The 17,561-nt window shown below is 65.9% G+C and carries 11 protein-coding genes; 6 read left to right on the plus strand and 5 right to left on the minus strand.

The window, feature by feature from the left end; all coding sequences use genetic code 11:
- Window positions 1–42 precede the first annotated feature (42 nt).
- From kdpB to AAFG16_RS10900, 4 genes are all read left to right on the plus strand, one after another.
- A complete protein-coding gene (gene kdpB, locus AAFG16_RS10885; RefSeq protein ID WP_342739103.1) occupies window positions 43–2,157 on the plus strand; it encodes a potassium-transporting ATPase subunit KdpB in 2,115 nt (704 codons plus the stop codon).
- 111 nt (window positions 2,158–2,268) lie between these two features.
- Window positions 2,269–2,874 (plus strand): K(+)-transporting ATPase subunit C, encoded by a 606-nt coding sequence (locus AAFG16_RS10890; RefSeq protein WP_342739104.1) that lies wholly within the window; start codon window positions 2,269–2,271, stop codon window positions 2,872–2,874.
- 40 nt (window positions 2,875–2,914) lie between these two features.
- Window positions 2,915–5,638 carry a sensor histidine kinase KdpD gene (locus tag AAFG16_RS10895; protein WP_342739105.1) on the plus strand — a complete coding sequence of 908 codons (2,724 nt, stop codon included), beginning with the start codon at window positions 2,915–2,917 and terminating at the stop codon, window positions 5,636–5,638.
- A complete protein-coding gene (locus AAFG16_RS10900; protein WP_283084545.1) occupies window positions 5,635–6,324 on the plus strand; it encodes a response regulator transcription factor in 690 nt (229 codons plus the stop codon). The genes AAFG16_RS10895 and AAFG16_RS10900 overlap by 4 nt, the downstream gene beginning before the upstream one ends.
- Window positions 6,325–6,472: 148 nt before the next feature.
- Here AAFG16_RS10900 and AAFG16_RS10905 read toward each other — a convergent pair whose 3' ends face one another.
- On the minus strand, window positions 6,473–7,357 hold the full coding sequence (locus AAFG16_RS10905) for a Ku protein (RefSeq protein ID WP_342739106.1): 885 nt from the start codon (window positions 7,355–7,357) through the stop codon (window positions 6,473–6,475).
- A 118-nt stretch (window positions 7,358–7,475) separates the two neighbouring features.
- Between AAFG16_RS10905 and ligD the strand changes: the two genes are divergently transcribed.
- The gene (ligD, locus tag AAFG16_RS10910) at window positions 7,476–10,145 is read left to right on the plus strand and encodes a DNA ligase D (protein ID WP_342740888.1); all 2,670 of its coding nucleotides are present in this window, start codon (window positions 7,476–7,478) and stop codon (window positions 10,143–10,145) included.
- A gap of 130 nt (window positions 10,146–10,275) precedes the next feature.
- Here ligD and AAFG16_RS10915 read toward each other — a convergent pair whose 3' ends face one another.
- Window positions 10,276–10,440, minus strand: a complete 165-nt coding sequence (locus AAFG16_RS10915; protein WP_018318514.1) for a DUF3309 family protein — start codon at window positions 10,438–10,440, stop codon at window positions 10,276–10,278.
- 182 nt (window positions 10,441–10,622) lie between these two features.
- Between AAFG16_RS10915 and AAFG16_RS10920 the strand changes: the two genes are divergently transcribed.
- On the plus strand, window positions 10,623–10,940 hold the full coding sequence (locus tag AAFG16_RS10920; RefSeq protein ID WP_283084547.1) for a polyhydroxyalkanoic acid system family protein: 318 nt from the start codon (window positions 10,623–10,625) through the stop codon (window positions 10,938–10,940).
- 3 nt (window positions 10,941–10,943) lie between these two features.
- Here AAFG16_RS10920 and treY read toward each other — a convergent pair whose 3' ends face one another.
- Genes treY through glgX form a run of 3 tightly spaced genes read right to left on the minus strand, consistent with a single transcriptional unit; the run spans window position 10,944 to window position 17,561 of the window.
- Entirely contained in the window at window positions 10,944–13,730 is a 2,787-nt protein-coding gene (treY, locus tag AAFG16_RS10925; protein WP_342739107.1) for a malto-oligosyltrehalose synthase, read from the minus strand.
- A 1-nt stretch (window position 13,731) separates the two neighbouring features.
- Window positions 13,732–15,486, minus strand: a complete 1,755-nt coding sequence (gene treZ, locus AAFG16_RS10930; protein WP_342739108.1) for a malto-oligosyltrehalose trehalohydrolase — start codon at window positions 15,484–15,486, stop codon at window positions 13,732–13,734.
- Window positions 15,483–17,561 carry a glycogen debranching protein GlgX gene (gene glgX / locus AAFG16_RS10935; protein ID WP_283084550.1) on the minus strand — a complete coding sequence of 693 codons (2,079 nt, stop codon included), beginning with the start codon at window positions 17,559–17,561 and terminating at the stop codon, window positions 15,483–15,485. The genes treZ and glgX overlap by 4 nt, the downstream gene beginning before the upstream one ends.

Consider the following 17,561-nt stretch of genomic DNA (forward strand, 5'->3'; position numbering starts at 1 on the left):
ACCAAGTGTTCTGACAGCCTTCTGATTGTTGGAGTGACCTCCATGGAAACGATGAAACTGCAAAAACGTGCCCCGATGTCGGCAATGCTCGATCCCAAGATCGTGCTGCCCGCGATCAGCGCGTCCTTCACCAAGCTGAACCCGCGGCTGATGGTGAAGAACCCCGTGATGTTCGTGGTCGAGATCGTGGCCGCACTCACCACCGTGATCTTCCTGCGCGACCTCGTCACCGGTGGCGCCGGCCTCGGCTTCACCTTCCAGATCATTCTCTGGCTCTGGTTCACGGTGCTGTTCGCCAACTTCGCCGAAGCGGTCGCCGAAGGCCGCGGCAAGGCGCAGGCCGACTCGCTGCGCAAGACCCGCACCGAAAGCCAGGCCAAGCTGCTGACGGGCGCAGGCGAGGCCTTCAAGCTGGTGCCGGGCACGAGCCTGAAGGTCGGCGACATCGTGCTGGTCGAAGCCGGCGATACCATCCCCTCCGACGGTGAGGTGATCGAGGGCGTCGCCTCCGTCAACGAGGCCGCCATCACCGGCGAATCCGCGCCCGTCATCCGCGAATCCGGCGGCGACCGCTCGGCAGTCACAGGTGGCACGCAGGTGCTGTCCGACTGGATCCGCGTGCGCATCACCGCGGCGCAAGGCTCGACCTTCATCGATCGCATGATCAAGCTGGTCGAAGGCGCCGAGCGCGCGAAGACGCCGAACGAGATCGCGCTCAACATCCTGCTCGCCGGCCTCACCATCATCTTCGTGTTCGCCACCGTCACCATTCCGAGCTATGCGGCCTATGCAGGCGGCTCGATCTCGGTGATCGTGCTGGTCGCGCTGTTCGTGACGCTGATTCCGACCACGATCGGCGCGCTGCTCTCGGCGATCGGCATCGCCGGCATGGATCGTCTGGTGCGCTTCAACGTGCTGGCGATGTCGGGCCGTGCGGTCGAGGCCGCCGGCGACGTCGACACGCTGCTGCTCGACAAGACCGGCACCATCACTCTCGGCAATCGCCAGGCCACCGCATTCCGTCCCGTGCGCGGCGTCACCGAGCAGGAGCTCGCCGACGCGGCCCAGCTCGCCTCGCTCGCCGACGAGACACCGGAAGGCCGTTCCATCGTCGTGCTCGCCAAGGAGAAATACGGCATCCGCGGCCGCGACATGGCCGAGCTCGGCGCCACCTTCATCCCGTTCACGGCGCAGACTCGCATGAGCGGCGTCGATGCCGGCGGCTCGTCGGTGCGCAAGGGTGCGGTCGAGGCCATGCTGAATTATGTCGGTGGCGGCGCGCCGCTGGCCCTCGCATCGGGCAATACGGCCCGCGCCATCCAGCCAGCGCCGCTTTCGGAGGCCGGCCGCGAGATCCAGGCCATTGCCGACGAGATCTCGAAAGCCGGCGGCACGCCGCTTGCGGTCGCCAAGGACGGCAAGCTGCTCGGCGTCATCCAGCTCAAGGACATCGTCAAGGGCGGCATCCGCGAGCGCTTTGCCGAGCTGCGCCGCATGGGCATCCGCACCATCATGATCACCGGCGATAATCCGATGACCGCGGCCGCAATCGCGGCGGAAGCCGGTGTCGACGACTTCCTGGCGCAGGCAACCCCCGAGGACAAGCTCAAGCTGATCCGCGACGAGCAGGCCAAGGGCAAGCTGGTGGCGATGTGCGGCGACGGCACCAATGACGCGCCGGCGCTCGCCCAGGCCGACGTCGGTGTCGCCATGAACACCGGCACGCAAGCCGCCCGCGAGGCCGGCAACATGGTCGACCTCGACTCCAACCCGACCAAGCTGATCGAGGTGGTCGAGATCGGCAAGCAGCTCTTGATGACGCGCGGTGCGCTGACGACGTTCTCGATCGCCAACGACGTCGCAAAATACTTTGCGATCATCCCGGCGATGTTCCTGGCGTTCTACCCGCAGCTCAACTTGCTCAACATCATGAACCTGTCGAGCCCGCAGAGCGCCATCCTGTCGGCGATCATCTTCAACGCGCTGATCATCATCGCGCTGATTCCGCTGGCGCTGAAGGGCGTCGCCTATCGCGCCGTCGGCGCCGGCGCGCTGCTCCGCCGCAACCTGTTGATCTACGGCCTCGGCGGCATCGTCATTCCCTTCGTTGGCATCAAGGCGATCGATCTCGTCGTGGTTGCCTTGCACCTGGCTTGAGTTCGTCATTGCGAGCGGAGCGAAGCAATCCAGAAATGTCTCCGCGGTTGACAGCCTGGATTGCTTCGTCGCTTCGCTCCTCGCAATGACGAGAGAAATTGGAGAAAACACATGCTCAGAGAAATCCGCCCCGCTATCGTCCTTCTGCTGGTGCTCACCGCCATCACGGGCCTGGCCTATCCGCTCGCGATGACCGCCATTGCCGGCGCGATCTTCCCCGCGCAGGCGAACGGAAGCCTGATCGAGAAGGACGGCAAGGTGATCGGCTCCGCCCTGATCGGGCAGGAGTTCAAGGAGGACAAATATTTCCACGGCCGCCCCTCGGCGACGCTGGCGCCGGACCCCAATGATTCGACCAAGACGGTGTCGGCGCCCTACAACGCCGCCAACTCCGGCGGCTCCAATCTCGGCCCGACCAGCAAGGCGCTGGCCGACCGGCTGAAGGAGGATGTCGACAAGCTCAAGGCGGAAAACCCGAACGCCGCCGTGCCGGTCGATCTGGTCACCACCTCGGCCAGCGGCCTCGACCCGGACATCTCGCCGGAGGCCGCGCAATTCCAGGTGCCGCGCGTCGCCAAGGCGCGGAATATGCCGGAAGACGCGGTGAAGCAGCTCGTGGCCTCAAACGTTCAAGGCCGCTGGCTCGGCCTGCTCGGCGAACCCCGGGTTAACGTTCTCGCGCTGAACCTCGCGCTCGATCGCGCGTCGGCGAAGTAGCGGACTATGCCCGTGGCATCAGGATGATTATATTGGCCTGATGGTTCAACAGCGCCGCGATCCCGAACAACGTCCATCGCCCGAGGCGCTGCTGGAGGCAGCGCGGCGGGAGGAGAGCGCGAGCGGCAAGCTGAAGATCTTCGTCGGCGCCGCTCCCGGCGTCGGCAAGACCTACGAGATGCTGCAGAGCGCCCATGCCCGGCGCAAGGCCGGCATCGACGTCGTGGTCGGCTTCGTCGAGACCCATGGCCGCGCCGAGACCGAGGCGCTGGTGCGCGGGCTCGAAGTGGTCCCGCGCAAGCGGCTCGACTATCGCGGCCAGACGGTCGAGGAGATGGACCTCGACGCCGTGATCGCGCGCCGGCCGCAGATCGCGCTGGTCGACGAGCTCGCCCACACCAACGCCGCAGGCAGCCGCCATCCCAAGCGCTATCTCGACGTCGAGGAGCTGCTGTCGCACGGCATCGACGTCTACACCGCCGTCAACATCCAGCACATCGAGAGCCTGAACGACGTCGTCGCCCAGATCACCCATGTCCGGGTGCGCGAGACCGTGCCGGATTCGATCTTCGACCGTGCCGACGCGATCGAGCTGATCGACCTCACGCCGGACGATCTGATCCAGCGGCTGAAGGAGGGCAAGGTCTACGTGCCCAAGCAGGCCGAGCGGGCGCTGGAGCACTATTTCTCGCCCGGCAACCTGACCGCGCTCCGCGAGCTTGCGCTCCGGCGCACGGCCGAGCGGGTCGACGAGCAGCTGCTCAACCACATGCAGGCCAATGCCATCGCCGGCCCCTGGGCCGCGGGCGAGCGCATCCTCGTCTGCGTCAGCGAGGATCCGCGCGCGGCCGGCCTCGTCCGCTACACCAAGCGGCTGGCCGACCGGCTGCACGCGCCGTTCACCGCGGTCTCGATCGAGACCCGGCGATCCCTGCAATTGTCCGACGAAGAGCGCGATCGGCTCGCCGATACGCTGCGGCTGGCGGAATCGCTCGGGGGCGAGGCGCTGACCATTCCCGCCGTCGGCCGCCGCATCGCCGACGACGTCATTAGTTTCGCCCAAGCCAACAACGTTACCCAGATCGTGATCGGCAAATCCACGCGCTCGCGCTGGTTCGAGATCACGCGCGGCTCCGTCGTGCATGATCTGGTGCGCCGGGCCGGCAATATCAGCGTTCACGTCATCCCCGGCGACGAGCTCGCGAGCGAGCCGGCACCGCAGACCGCGGTGCAGACCGCGGCGCGGTCGGAGCCGTTCGATGCACGACCCTATCTGAAGGCGCTCGGGATCACCGCGCTCGGTCTTGCCGCAGCGGTGGTCATCAAGCCGTATTTCGGTGTCGAGAACGTCGACCTGATGTTCCTCACCGCGGTGGTGGCCGTTGCCGTGCGCTACGGGCTGTGGCCCTCGATGCTTGCGAGCATCGCGGCGTCGCTGGCCTACAACTTCTTTTTCCTGCCGCCGGTCTACACCTTCACCATCACCGATCCGACCAATGTCGCGGCGTTCTTCTTCTTCATGCTGATTGCGTTCGTCGTCTCGAACGTTGCGGGACGCGTGCGTACGCAGGCCGACACTGCGATCGGCCGCATCAGGACCACCGAGCAGCTCTATGCGTTCAGCCGCAAGCTCGCCGGCACCGGCACGCTCGACGACGTGCTGTGGGCGACGGCCTATCAGATCGCGCTGATGCTGAAGGTGCGCGTCGTGCTGCTGCTGCCGGAGGACGGCCTGCTCACGGTGAAATCTGGCTATCCGCCCGAGGACCAGCTCGACCAGGCCGACCTCGCCGCCGCCAACTGGGCTTGGAGCAATGACCGTCCCGCAGGGCGCGGCTCGGATACGCTGCCGGGCGCCAAGCGGCTGTTCCTGCCGATGCGCACCGGACGCGGCCCGATCGGCGTCATTGGCATCGACAACGACCGTACCGGTCCGCTGCTGACGCCGGACCAGCGCCGGCTGCTCGATGCGCTGGTCGACCAGGGCGCGCTGGCGATCGAGCGCGTGCTGCTGGTCGAGGACATGGATCGCGTCCGGCGCACCGTCGAATCCGAGCGGCTGCGCTCCGCACTGCTCACCTCGATCTCGCACGACCTCAAGACGCCGCTCGCCTCCGTGCTCGGCGCGGCCTCCACCATGCGCGATCTCGCCGGCGCGCTGTCCGACAGCGAGAAGCGCGACTTGCTCGCCACCGTGATCGACGAATCCGAGCGGCTCAACCGCTTCATCGCCAACCTGCTCGACATGACCAAGCTCGAATCCGGCGCCATCGTGCCGAACACGGCGCTGCACGATCTCGGCGAGATCGTCGGCAGCGCGCTCAGGCGCGCGAGCAAGATCCTCACGGCGCACAAGGTCGAGCTGGTGCTGGCCGCCGACCTGCCGATGCTCCAGCTCGATGCCGTGCTGTTCGAGCAGGTGCTGTTCAACCTGCTCGACAATGCGGCTAAATATTCGCCGCCGGAGACCACGATCTCGATCAAGAGCCGGCGCGAGCGTGATCAAGTGCTGCTGGAGATCGCCGACGAGGGCGGCGGCATCCCGCCCGGCGAGCTCGAGAGCGTGTTCGACAAGTTCTACCGCGTGCAGAAGGGCGACCACGTCCGGCCCGGCACCGGGCTCGGCCTTGCCATCTCCCGCGGCTTCGTCGAGGCGATGCGCGGTACGATCGCGGCCGCCAATCGCAGCGATCGCAGCGGTGCCGTGCTCTCCATCCGTCTGCCCATCCCGGCACAGACCCCAGCATTGGATACCGCCGCATGAGTGCCGCCCCGATCAAGGTCCTGGTCATCGACGACGAGCCGCCGATCCGCAAATTGTTGCGGATGGGGCTCGCGACGCAGGGCTACGACATCCTGGAAGCCACCAACGGCAAGATGGCGCTGGAGAAGCTCACGGAGGAGCCGGCGCTCATCATCCTCGATCTCGGTCTGCCCGACATCCAGGGCCACGAGCTCTTGCGCACCATCCGCGCCCGCAACGAGGCCGTGCCGATCGTGGTGCTGTCGAGCCGCGGCGACGAGGCCGGCAAGGTGCAGGCGCTCGACCTCGGCGCCGACGATTACCTCACCAAACCGTTCGGCATGGACGAGCTGCTGGCGCGCCTGCGCGCCGCGCTGCGTCACCAGCTCCAGGTGCAGGGCGAGCGCCCGATCTTCCGCACCGGCGATCTCTCCGTCGATCTCGTTCGCCGCATCGTCAAGGTCGGCGAGCGCGACGTGAAGCTGTCGCCGAAGGAATATGATCTCCTGCGCGTGCTGGTGCAGCACGCCGGCAAGGTGCTGACCCATCGTTTCCTGCTCAAGGAGCTCTGGGACGAGCTGACCGATGCGCAATACTTGCGCGTCTATGTCCGCCAGCTCCGCCAGAAGATCGAAGCCGATCCGGAGCGCCCGCACTATGTGCTGACCGAGACGGGCATCGGGTACCGGCTGAAGGCGGGGGATTGAACACTTCCGCCGACCACGCCTATGGCGTTGGCCCGCGTCTGTATCCACGTCGTCATTGCGAGCGTAGCGAAGCAATCCAGAGTCTTTCCGCGGAGGCAGTCTGGATTGCTTCGTCGCAAGGGCTCCTCGCAATGACGCCGGTGTAAAACTACCCCGCCTTGCGGTGCCGCGCCGTCGTCCGATGGGTCTTCCGTGCGCTGCGCTGCCGCCCGGTCGCCCGCCGCGCGTGCGACTTCGCCGCCGTCTTCTTGCCGCCGCGTCCTTTCAGGCTCTGTTTCAGCGCATCCATCAGGCTGACGACGTTGCCCGGGCGCTCCTCGGGCTCCGGCAGCTCGATCTTCTTGCCGCTGGCCTTGCGCTTGACCAGCGCCTTCAGCGCGGTCTCGTACTCGTCCTTGAACTTGCTAGGATCGAAATGCGCCGCCTTGCTGTGCAGGATGTGGCCGGCGAGCTCGACCATGTCCCTGGTGATCTTCGGGCTCTTGATCTCGCCAAAGAACTCGCCCTCGTCGCGCAGCTCGTAGGGGAAGCGCAGCGTGGTGCCGAGCAGGCCCTTCCCGAGCGGTTCGATCGCGATGATGTGCTCGCGGTTGGTTAGTACGATCTTGGCGAGCGCCACGCGATCCTGGTCCTTCATGGCGTCGCGGATCACGGCAAAGGCGTCGGCCGCCGCCTTGCCGTCGGGCGCGATGTAATAGGGGTGGTTGAGATAGCGCTGGTCGATCTCCTCGCTCGGCACGAAGCTTTCGATGTCGATGGTGTGGCTGCTCTCGATCTGGACGGCTTCGAGCTCCTCCGGTTCGATCTCGACATATTTGCCCTTGCGCAGCTCATAGCCGCGACCCTTCTGGTCGCTCTCGACCACGTCGCCGGTCTCGGTATCCACCATCTGTTGCTTGAGCCGGTTGCCGGTCTCGCGGTTGATCAGGTGAAACCGGGTCTTCTCGGCCGCCGTCGTCGCCGGGTAGAGCACGACCGGGCAGCTGACCAGCGACAGCTTCAACGTTCCCTTCCAATAGGCGCGCGGAGCCATTCCGTTCTCCAGTGATTTCAAGGCGTTTTGGAACCCCAACCGCGCCATCGGGTTTTGGTTCCGGGCGGGACTTTTGCCGTGATAGGCTTTGACTCTGACAAGAGAAGCGGGACCGGTCGTGCTGCAAAAACTCTCCACTTACCGAAAAAAGCGTGATTTCGGAAAGACGCCGGAGCCCTCGGGCAAGACCGCAGTGGCGCCGTCCGAACAGCGACGTTTCGTGATCCAGAAGCATGACGCGACGCGGCTGCACTACGACCTCAGGCTCGAATTCGACGGCGTCTTCAAGTCCTGGGCCGTGACCAAGGGGCCTTCGCTCGATCCCCACGACAAGCGGCTGGCGGTCGAGGTCGAGGACCATCCGCTCGACTATGGCGATTTCGAAGGCACGATTCCGGAAGGCCAGTATGGCGGCGGCACGGTGATGCTGTGGGACCGCGGCACCTGGGAATCGGACGATCCGGACGCCGGCTTCAAGAAGGGCGATCTCAAGTTCACCCTGCATGGCGACAAGCTGCACGGCAGCTGGGTGCTGGTGCGCATGCGCAACCGAGGCGGCGAAAAGCGTACCAACTGGCTCCTGATCAAGCACCGCGACGACTACGCCAGCGAGAGCGAGGATATCCTCAGCGAGGATAAGTCGGTCGCCTCCGGTCGTGCGATGGAGCAGATCGCCGATGGCAAGGGCCGGGCGCCGAAACCGTTCATGCTGGCGAAGGGAACCAGGGCCAAGGCGGATGCAGTCTGGCAGTCCAACCGCGCCGAGGAGGCGAAAGGGAAGACGGTCAAGCCGGCGCCGCGCACCGCGTTGAAGGCTGGCAAGACCGCAAAGACCGCGAAGAAAAAGGCCACGACCGCAACGAACGCCAGGGAGGTCGCGGAGATGCCGGATTTCGTCGCGCCGCAGCTCTGCACCTCCGTCGAGCGTCCGCCAGCCGGCGATGGCTGGTGCCACGAGATCAAGTTCGACGGCTATCGCGTGCAGCTCCGGGTCGAGGACGGCACGGCGACGCTGAAGACGCGCAAGGGCCTCGACTGGACCGACAAGTTCGCTGCGATCGCGAAGGAGGCAGGCGCGCTGACGGACGTGATGATCGACGGCGAAATCATCGCACTCGACCGTAACGGCGCGCCGAATTTCTCGTCGCTCCAGGCCGCATTGTCGGACGGCAAGACCGAGGACCTGATCTTCTTTGCCTTCGACCTCTTGTTCGCCGAAGGCCGCGACTATCGCCGCCTGCCGCTCGGCGAGCGCAAGGCGCGGCTGAAAGAGCTGCTGGAAGCGCGCAAGCGGAAGTCGACCCAGATCCGCTATGTCGAGCATTTCGAGAGCGGCGGCGACGCCGTGCTGCAATCGGCCTGCAAGCTCGAGCTCGAAGGCGTGGTGTCGAAGAAGCTCGACGCGCCCTATCGCTCCGGCCGCACCGAGAGCTGGACCAAGGCCAAATGCCGCGCCGGCCACGAAGTCGTGATCGGCGGCTACAAGACCACCAACGGCAAATTCCGTTCGCTGATGGCGGGTGTGCATCGCGGCGATCATCTCGCCTTCGTCGGCATGGTCGGCACCGGGTTCGGCGCCGACAAGGTCAAGCGCATTATGCCGTCGCTGCAGGCGATGGAAGCCAAGCAGAGTCCGTTCGGCGGCAAGAACGCGCCAAAGAAGACGCGGGACGTGCATTGGCTGAAGCCCGAGCTCGTCGCCGAGATCGAGTTCGCCGGCTTCACCGCCGACGGCAATATCCGTCAGGCCGCGTTCAAGGGGCTGCGCCAGGACAAGCCGGCCGAGGAGGTCGAGGCGGAAACGCCCGTGGACACCGAGCTCGCAAAGCCTTCCGCGAGAAAGCGTGCAACGCCGAAGTCTGGCAAGAAGGATGCCGGCACTGCCGAGGTCATGGGCGTCGTCATTTCGAAGCCCGACAAGGAGCTATGGCCTGACGACGGCGAGGGCGAGCCCGTCACCAAGCTCGATCTCGCGCATTATCTCGAAGCGGTCGGCGAGTGGATGATCGTGCACCTCAAGGGCCGGCCGTGCTCGCTGATCCGCGCCCCCGACGGCATCAAGGGCGAAAGCTTCTTCCAGCGCCACGCCATGCAGGGGACCTCGAACCTGCTGGAGCTCGCGCGAGTCTCCGGCGATCGCAAGCCATACTTGCAGATCGATCGCATCGAGGGGCTCGCGGCCGTGGCGCAGATCGGCGGCGTCGAGCTGCATCCCTGGAATTGCGCGCCCTACGCCTATGACACGCCGGGCCGGCTGGTGTTCGACCTCGATCCGGCGCCGGATGTCGATTTCGCCGACGTCGTGGAGGCCGCCAAGGAGATGCGGCAGCGGCTGACCGACATCGGCATGGAGAGTTTCTGCAAGACCACCGGCGGCAAGGGCCTGCACGTGGTGGTGCCGCTGCTGCACGGCGCGCGCGACAAGGTGAGCTGGAAGGAGGCCAAGGCGTTTGCGCAAGGCGTCTGCCAGTGGATGGCGGACGACGATCCCGAGCGCTATCTGCTCAACATGTCGAAGAAGCTGCGCAAGGGAAAGATCTTCCTCGACTACCTGCGCAACGACCGGATGTCGACGGCGGTGGCCCCGCTGTCGCCGCGTGCTCGCGCCGGCGCGACCGTGTCGATGCCGGTCACATGGGCGCAGGTGAAGAGCGATCTCGATCCGAAGAAATATACGCTGCGGACCGTGCCGGGCCTGCTGTCGCGCTCGAAGGCTTGGGAGGGCTATGACGACGCGGCCGCCTCGATCAAGGCGGCGATGAAGAAGCTGGCGGGGAAGGTGAAGTAGATCGGTGCCATGGGCACGGGATCCGTAGGGTGGGCAAAGCGGAGCGTGCCCACCAACGTACGCTTCGAGAGAAAAGGTGGGCACGGCGCAAGAGCGCCTTTGCCCACCCTACGAGATTCTCGTTGTGTCGCTAGATCCGTCCCATCAGGAGCAGGATCAGCAGAATGACGATGACGAGCCCGAGGCCGCCGCCACCGTAATAGCCGGTGCCGTAGAACGGACCGCCGCCGATGCCGCTGAAGCCGCCGAGCAGGGCGATGACGAGAATGATCAGAATGATCGTACCGATAGACATGCGAGTCTCCTCCAGCCCTTTGTGGAAAGGGTCGTTTGCAACCTGTCCCGTTGTGCGAATGGCAACTTGCCGCAGGTTTTATAGTTCCCACATTGAAACACGGCCGGACCATCATCTTGCATGGAACCTTTGCTGGTTCGGCCGGCATGAGTAGGTGAGATCAGTCAGCGCAGGGCAGGGCCATGTCAGCACCGCTTGTCGTTTCCATTCCGCATCGCCTCGGCCGCGAGGAGGCCGTGCGACGTCTCAAGAGCGGCCTTGGACGTGCGGCCGCAAGCATTCCCGTGATGCAGGTCGAGGAGGAGCGCTGGAGCGGCGACACTCTGGCCTTCCGCATCCGCGCACTCGGGCAGATCGCGACCGGACAGGTCGATGTCGCCGACGATCATGTGAAGGTCGAGGTGATGCTGCCGTGGCTGCTGCAGCGCTTCGCCGAGATGGCGCAGGCGGCGATCAAGAAGCGCGGGCAGCTACTGCTGACCAAGGACGGCGGGAAGTGAGCTTCAGGCGCGCATGCGCTGCCGCGCAGGCCTGATGGCGCTCGCAGCGTTGGCCAGCTTGACCGATGCGGGAAAATCGCGGAAAGCCCGTGCGAGCGGCAGTTCGTTGCCGGCAAAGCCCGGCACGGTGTAGCCGTCGATGTCCACGGTTGCGTCGAGACTTTCGAATGCGGGCCACTCCCGGCCGGCCCGCGTGAAGGCGGCGAACTGATGTCCGACCACGACGATCACCGCGGCGCGGCCGTACCGCCGGGCGAACGCGATGACGTGATCTGCGTCCGCGCCGTGCACCTCCAGCGGCCGGTAGTCGCCCTGTGCGAAGACCTCGGCATGGTCATTGCGCAGCTTGAGCAGGTGCCGCGTCCACGCCAGCTTGAGCCGGCCGTCCGGCCAGTTCCTGGTTAGGTCGCCCCAATTCGGATTTTCGAGCACACCCAGCGCCGCGTGCCGGGCGGAAAAATCCACGGGGCGGCGGTTGTCGGGATCGACCAGCGAGAGGTCCCAGAATTCGGTGCCCTGGTAGAAGTCGGGCACGCCCGGCAACGTTGCCTTTAACGTGAGCTGGCTCAGCCCGTTCAGGGCGCCGAGCAGCGCGACGCGGCGTGCTAGCGTCTGGAGCGCCTCCAAAAATTCACCCGACAGCGCGGGATCGAGGATCTTTGCGATGAAGCTTTGAATGCCATTCTCATAGGCCTCATGCGGATTGAGCCAGCTCGTCTCCTCCTTGCCCTCGCGCGCGGCTTTCAGCGCATAGGCCTGGATGCGCTCGATGAAGCCGGCATCGGCCGGTCCTTCGAGCGGCCAGGCGCCGAGCAGGGTCTGGTAGAGCATGTATTCGAACGTCGCCGACGGCGCGCGCAGATTGCCGTGGAGGGCGAGATGCGGTGCGTTCAGCACCTTCCAGCGCGACACCGCGCTGGTCCATTCGCCCGGGATCTCGCTGAGCGCCGCGATCCGCGCGCGGGCATCCTCGCCGCGCTTGGTGTCGTGGGTCGCGGTCGCCGTCATCCCCTGCGGCCATTCCCTCGCGCGCGCTCGCATCGCCTCGTGGAAGGCGGCAATGGTGAGGCCGTTGCTGGCGGGATCGCCGCCGACCTCGTTCAGCGCGAGCAGCCGGTGGAACTGGTAGAACGCGGTGTCCTCCAGCGACTTCGCCATCAACGGCCCGGTGAACTGCTGCACCTTCAGCGCGAAGCGGCGCACGCGCGGGGCGCTGTGCGGCGGCCGGCCGGGCTTGAGCAGGTCCATCGTCAGCGCATCGCGCAGGAAGTCGAAGATGCCCTCGTCGGCCGCGAACCATTCGGCGCGGGCGCGCTCGATGGTATCGTCGATCAGCTTGCGGTCGAGCGCCGTCGGGCCGCTATGGGTGAGATATGTGCGGTACACCGGGAAATGCAGCACATAGAGCTCGAGCGCCTGCCGCAGGCTGTCGGCGGAGAAGTCGCGAGTCGAGTAGTGGCCGTTGGCGATGCGCGCGAGCAGGCGCGTCAGCACGGTGAACTCGGAGGTCAGCAGCGTCTCCAGCACGCGCCGCTTGGCCTCCTTGACGTAAGGCGCAAGCCGCGGCGGCCGGTTGCTGATCTGCCGCCAGGTCTCGTCCAGCGCCTCCAGCCCCTTGGCGTCGACCAGGACATGGGTGATCGCGTTCATCCACTCATAGCCGGTCGTGCCCTGCACGCCGGCGAAGTGCGGCAGCTTCTCGTGCTCGCACAGGATCTTCTCGATCACGGTGTAGAACGGCTTTGTATTACCTTGCGCGTCGCGCACCAGCCGGCGCAGCCGCTGGCAATATTGCGCGGGATCGCGCAGGCCGTCGATGTGATCGAGACGGATGCCTTGCAGCTTACCCTCCGCAACGAGCTGCTTCACCAGCCGGTGCGTGGCGGCGAACGTGCCGGGGTCCTCGACGCGCAGGCCTGCCAGCCCGTTGACGTCGAAGAAGCGGCGATAGTTGATGTCGCTGGAGGCGAGCCGCCAGTGCCCGAGCTTGTAGTGCTGGCGCTCCAGAAGGTGATGCAGCGCCAGCGTATGCGCGGGTCGATCCTTGGCGGCACGGTAGGCGGCAAGCCCGCGATGGATGATATCGGCCGCGCCATCGATCTCCTTCAGCTCCGTCTTGAAGGCGGGAGCCTCCTTGCGGCTAGGCCGGCGCAGCCCGGTGTAGCGCGCCGCGAGCGCCAGCAGGCGCCTGCCGGCCTCGGTCTCGGCGGCGTCCGCTTCCTTCACGATGATGCGCAGCATCTCGCCATAGCGTTCCGGCGCGATCGGCAGGCGATGCTCGAAATACCAGGCGGAAAAGCTGCCCTCGTCGGGATCGTAGCGCAGCTCGATCTCGCCGCACTCCAGCGCCTCGCCATAGGACGCGCCGAGGATCGGCAGCAGCACGCCGCCGCGGGCGCGGTAGGCCAGTTGATCCCAGTCGATGTCGAAGGATACCGCGTGCGGCGAGGCCTGGCCCCATTCCAGCACGTCGAGCCACCAGGGATTGTCGGCAAAATGCACGCCGACATGGTTGGGCACGAAATCGATGATGAGGCCGAGGTCGTGCTGCTTGAGCGCATCGCTCAGCCGCGCAAAACCGGCTTCGCCGCCAAGCTCCGGATTGAACTGGCTGTGATCGACGGTGTCGTAGCCGTGGGTCGAACCCTTGCGCGCCTTCATCACCGGCGAGGCGTAGAGATGCGTGATCCCCAGCGCCTTGAGATAAGGCACGACAGCAGCGGCCTTGTCGAAGTCGAAATCCGCGGTGAGCTGAAGCCGGTAGGTCGCAAGCGGAATCGCGGGAGGCATGTCAACCTCCGAGGCGCCAGACCACCGACCAGGGCGGGAGCCGGTCGCCGGCCGCGCCGCCCCAGATCGGCGCGCCAGCATTGTTGTCCGAGTGCGTGATGTCATGGTCCGACAGATTGGCGATGAGACGCAACGTCGTGCCGTCGCCCATGCGCCAATGGGCGGAGAGCAGGCCGTTGTCGGCCGCCTCGGCATCGCCGAACCTCGCGCCCCTCAGCCGGGGCGCGATCTCCTTGCGGCGGAGCATGAGCAAGTCGCGGACCAGCGCGAGCCGCTTGTCCTGCTCCGGCGTGCGCCCGGTCCAGTCGAGCACGGCTGATCGCAGCGTGGCCGGATCGAGCGGGTCGGGCACCTCGTCGCCGTATGTCTCGTAAGCCCAGGCATATTCCTGCTTGCGGCCCTTGCGCACGGCGTCGGCAAGCCCGCCCTGGAAGTCGCAGAAGAACGGGAAGGGCACGGTCGAGCCCCATTCTTCGCCCTGAAACAGCATCGGCACCATCGGCGCCAGCAAGGTCACTGCGAGCGCGGCTTCGACCTGCTGCGGCGAGGCGAGGCTCTCGAGCCGGTCGCCGAACGGACGGTTGCCGATCTGGTCGTGGTTTTGCAGGAAGTTGACGAAGGTCGCCGGCGGCAGATCGCCGCTCGGCTCGCCGCGCGGCTTCTTGCCCCAGAATTCCGAGATCTCGCCCTGATAGACGAAGCCGGAGGCCAGCGCGCGGGCGAGGTCCATGCGCGGCGTCTGGTAGTCGCCATAATAGCCGTTGAGCTCGCCGGTCAGCATCACGTGCCAGACGTGGTGATAGTCGTCGTTCCACTGCGCGCGATATTTGCCGTTCGGCGGCTCCTGCGCGGCGTCGAGCAGGCTGGCGCGATTGTCGCCGTTCTCCAGCACGAGGTGGATGTGCCGCCCGGTGGCCTTGGCGAGCTCGCCGGCGGCGGCGCTGAGGTCCTGCAGCATCGACTGCTCGCCGGGCACCGCCATGATGTGATTGGCGGCATCGAGCCGCAGACCGTCGAAGCGGTAGTCGCTGAGCCAGGACAGCGCGTTCTCGACCGCGAATGCGCGCACCTGCGGCACGCGATAGTCGATCGCGCTGCCCCAGGGCGTGTGCGCGTCGGTGAAGAAGCCAGGTGCATAGCGGCCGAGGTAATTCCCCTCGGGACCGAAATGATTGTAGACGACGTCGAGGAACACCATCAGCCCGCGCAGATGCGCCTCGTCGATCAGCGCCTTCAGATCCTCGGGCCGGCCGTAGGCGCTGTCGGGCGCATACCAGAGCACACCGTCATAACCCCAGCCGCGGCGGCCGGCGAAATCGGCGAGCGGCATCAGCTCCAGCGCGGTGATGCCGGTGGCGACGAGATGATCGAGCCTGTCGATCATGGCGCGGTAGGTGCCTTCCGCGGTGAAGGTGCCGACATGGGTCTCGATCAGCACCGTCTCTTCCCAGGGACGGCCGCGCCAGTCGCGCGCGCGCCATGTGAAGGCGTCGTGGTCGATCACCTCGCTCGGGCCGAACACGTCCTCGGGCTGGAAGGCCGAGGCGGGATCTGGCACGTCGATCTCGTCGTCGATCCTGAATTTGTAGGGGGTGCCGACGGCAAGATCGTCGATGTCCGCGATATACCAGCCGTCCTGCCGCCGCTGCATCGCGTGCCGTCGCTCGAGCAGCAGATCGACGCGGCGCGCACCGGGCGCCCACAGGCGGAACGACACGCCGTCTTTCGTCGGCCTCGCCCCGAAGGATGGCCTCATGGCGCCCCCGCGAAGGCGAGCACGGAGCGCGGCGGCGCCTTGCTGTCGCTACCGGGCAGAAAGTCGATGCTGTTCAGCTTGGCATCTGTCGTGTTCAGGATCTGCTGCCAGCTCTTGTATTCGTCGATCTCGGGCAATTTAAATGCGATCTCTTCGGGGGCGGCGTTCAGTACGATAAAGATCGCAGCCGCGCCCGGTTCCACCGGGCCCATCACATAAGAGAGGAACCGACCTTCCGGAAACTTCCAGTCGCTCTCCGTCATCTCGTCGCCGGCAGGCGTCAGCCACAGCGCGCCGTAGGAGGCGCCGTCGGCCAGGCGTCCGTCGAGCCAGCGATGGCTGCGAAGCTGCGAGAAGCGGCGACGGATGTCGGCGAGCTGGCCGACGTAATCGACCATGTCCTCGCCGTCGTTGCCGAGATTGTCCCAGCCGACCCAGCCGACCTCGTTGTCCTGGCAATAGGCGTTGTTGTTGCCGGATTGCGAATTGCCGACCTCGTCGCCGGCCAGCAGCAGCGGAACGCCCTGCGCGAGCATCAGGCAGGCCAGCACGTTCTTGCGCAGCTGCCGCCGCAGGCCGAGGATTTGCGGATCGTCGGTCGGGCCCTCGACACCGCAATTGTTGCTGTGGTTGTCGTTGGAGCCGTCGCGATTGTCCTCGCCGTTGGCCTCGTTGTGCTTCTCGTTGTAGCTGAAGAGGTCGGCCAGCGTGAAGCCGTCATGCACGGTGATGTGATTGATGCTGGCGCGTGGCCGCCGGCCGTCATGGTTGAACAGGTCGGACGACGCCGTCATGCGGCTGGAGATGTCGCCGATCAGGCTGCCTTCGCCGCTCCAGTAGCGGCGCATGGCGCTGCGATAGCGATCGTTCCACTCCGACCATTGCGACGGGAAGGCGCCGACCTGGTAGCCGCCGAGGCCGAGGTCCCAGGGCTCGGCGACCAGCTTCACGTTCGCCAGCACGGGATCCTGCCGAACCGCGGTCAGGAACGAGCTGCCGCGCTCGAAACCGTTCGGCCCGCGCGCGAGCGTGGTGGCGAGGTCGAAGCGGAAGCCGTCGACATGGCAGACCTCGACCCAGTAGCGCAGCGAATCCATCACCATCTGGAGCACGCGCGGATGGGTGAGGTTCACCGACGAGCCGCAGCCGGTGAAATCGTCGTAATAGCGCGGGTTCTCGCGGTTCAGCCAGTAATAGGAGGCGTTGTCGATGCCGCGATAGCACAGCGTCGGGCCGAGATGATTACCCTCGGCGGTGTGGTTGTAGACGACGTCGAGCATCACCTCGATGCCGGCATCGTGCAGGCGCGCCACGGTGGTGCGGAAGGAATCCAGCGCGTTGTCCTGGGCGTAGCGCGGCTCCGGCGCGAAGAAGGACAGCGTGTTGTAGCCCCAGTAATTGGCGAGCTTCTTCTCCACCAGAATACGGTCGTCGACGAAGCTGTGGATCGGCAAGAGCTCGATCGTGGTGACGCCGAGCTTCTTCAGATGCTCGATCATGGCGGGCGAGGACAGCCCGCCATAGGTGCCGCGCAAATTCGGCGGCACGTCGTCGCGCTTCTGCGTCAGGCCCTTGACGTGGGCCTCGTAGATGATGGTGTCTTCCCAGGGGATGTGGGGCCGGATCTCGCGGCGGCCCCAGTTGAAGGTCTCGTCGACCACGACGGCCTTGGGCATGCCGCGCGCATTGTCGCGCCGGTCGAAGGAGAGGTCTTCGCGCGGCGAGCCGGTTCGGTAGGCGAAATGCGCATCGCTCCAGACCAGCCGCCCGGCGAGCCGCTTGGCATAGGGGTCGAGCAGCAGCTTGTTGGCGTTGAACCTGTGGCCGTGCTCGGGCTCGTAGGGGCCATGCACGCGGTAGCCGTAGAGCTGTCCCGGCGAGACGTCGTTGAGATAGCCGTGCCAGACGTCCTCGGTGCGTTCAGGCAATTCGATGCGCTCGAGCTCGCGCCGTCCTTGCATGTCGAACAGGCAGAGCTCGACCTTCTGTGCGTTGGCGGAGAACAGCGCGAAATTGGTGCCGCGTCCGTCCCAGCTTGCGCCGAGGCGTGCGGGCGATCCAGCGGTCAGGCGCAT

The organism is Bradyrhizobium sp. B117 (assembly GCF_038969555.1).
In the GTDB taxonomy this organism is placed as follows: domain Bacteria; phylum Pseudomonadota; class Alphaproteobacteria; order Rhizobiales; family Xanthobacteraceae; genus Bradyrhizobium.

Excerpts from the sequence above, each read along its gene's own strand:
- AAFG16_RS10915 (WP_018318514.1), bottom strand. The coding sequence starts at position 10,440 with ATGTCTATCGGTACGATCATTCTGATCATTCTCGTCATCGCCCTGCTC.
- glgX (WP_283084550.1), bottom strand. The coding sequence starts at position 17,561 with ATGCGCCTGACCGCTGGATCGCCCGCACGCCTCGGCGCAAGCTGGGAC.
- AAFG16_RS10920 (WP_283084547.1), top strand. The coding sequence starts at position 10,623 with ATGTCAGCACCGCTTGTCGTTTCCATTCCGCATCGCCTCGGCCGCGAG.
- AAFG16_RS10900 (WP_283084545.1), top strand. The coding sequence starts at position 5,635 with ATGAGTGCCGCCCCGATCAAGGTCCTGGTCATCGACGACGAGCCGCCG.
- treY (WP_342739107.1), bottom strand. The coding sequence starts at position 13,730 with ATGCCTCCCGCGATTCCGCTTGCGACCTACCGGCTTCAGCTCACCGCG.
- treZ (WP_342739108.1), bottom strand. The coding sequence starts at position 15,486 with ATGAGGCCATCCTTCGGGGCGAGGCCGACGAAAGACGGCGTGTCGTTC.
- AAFG16_RS10895 (WP_342739105.1), top strand. The coding sequence starts at position 2,915 with ATGGTTCAACAGCGCCGCGATCCCGAACAACGTCCATCGCCCGAGGCG.
- kdpB (WP_342739103.1), top strand. The coding sequence starts at position 43 with ATGGAAACGATGAAACTGCAAAAACGTGCCCCGATGTCGGCAATGCTC.
- AAFG16_RS10890 (WP_342739104.1), top strand. The coding sequence starts at position 2,269 with ATGCTCAGAGAAATCCGCCCCGCTATCGTCCTTCTGCTGGTGCTCACC.
- AAFG16_RS10905 (WP_342739106.1), bottom strand. The coding sequence starts at position 7,357 with ATGGCTCCGCGCGCCTATTGGAAGGGAACGTTGAAGCTGTCGCTGGTC.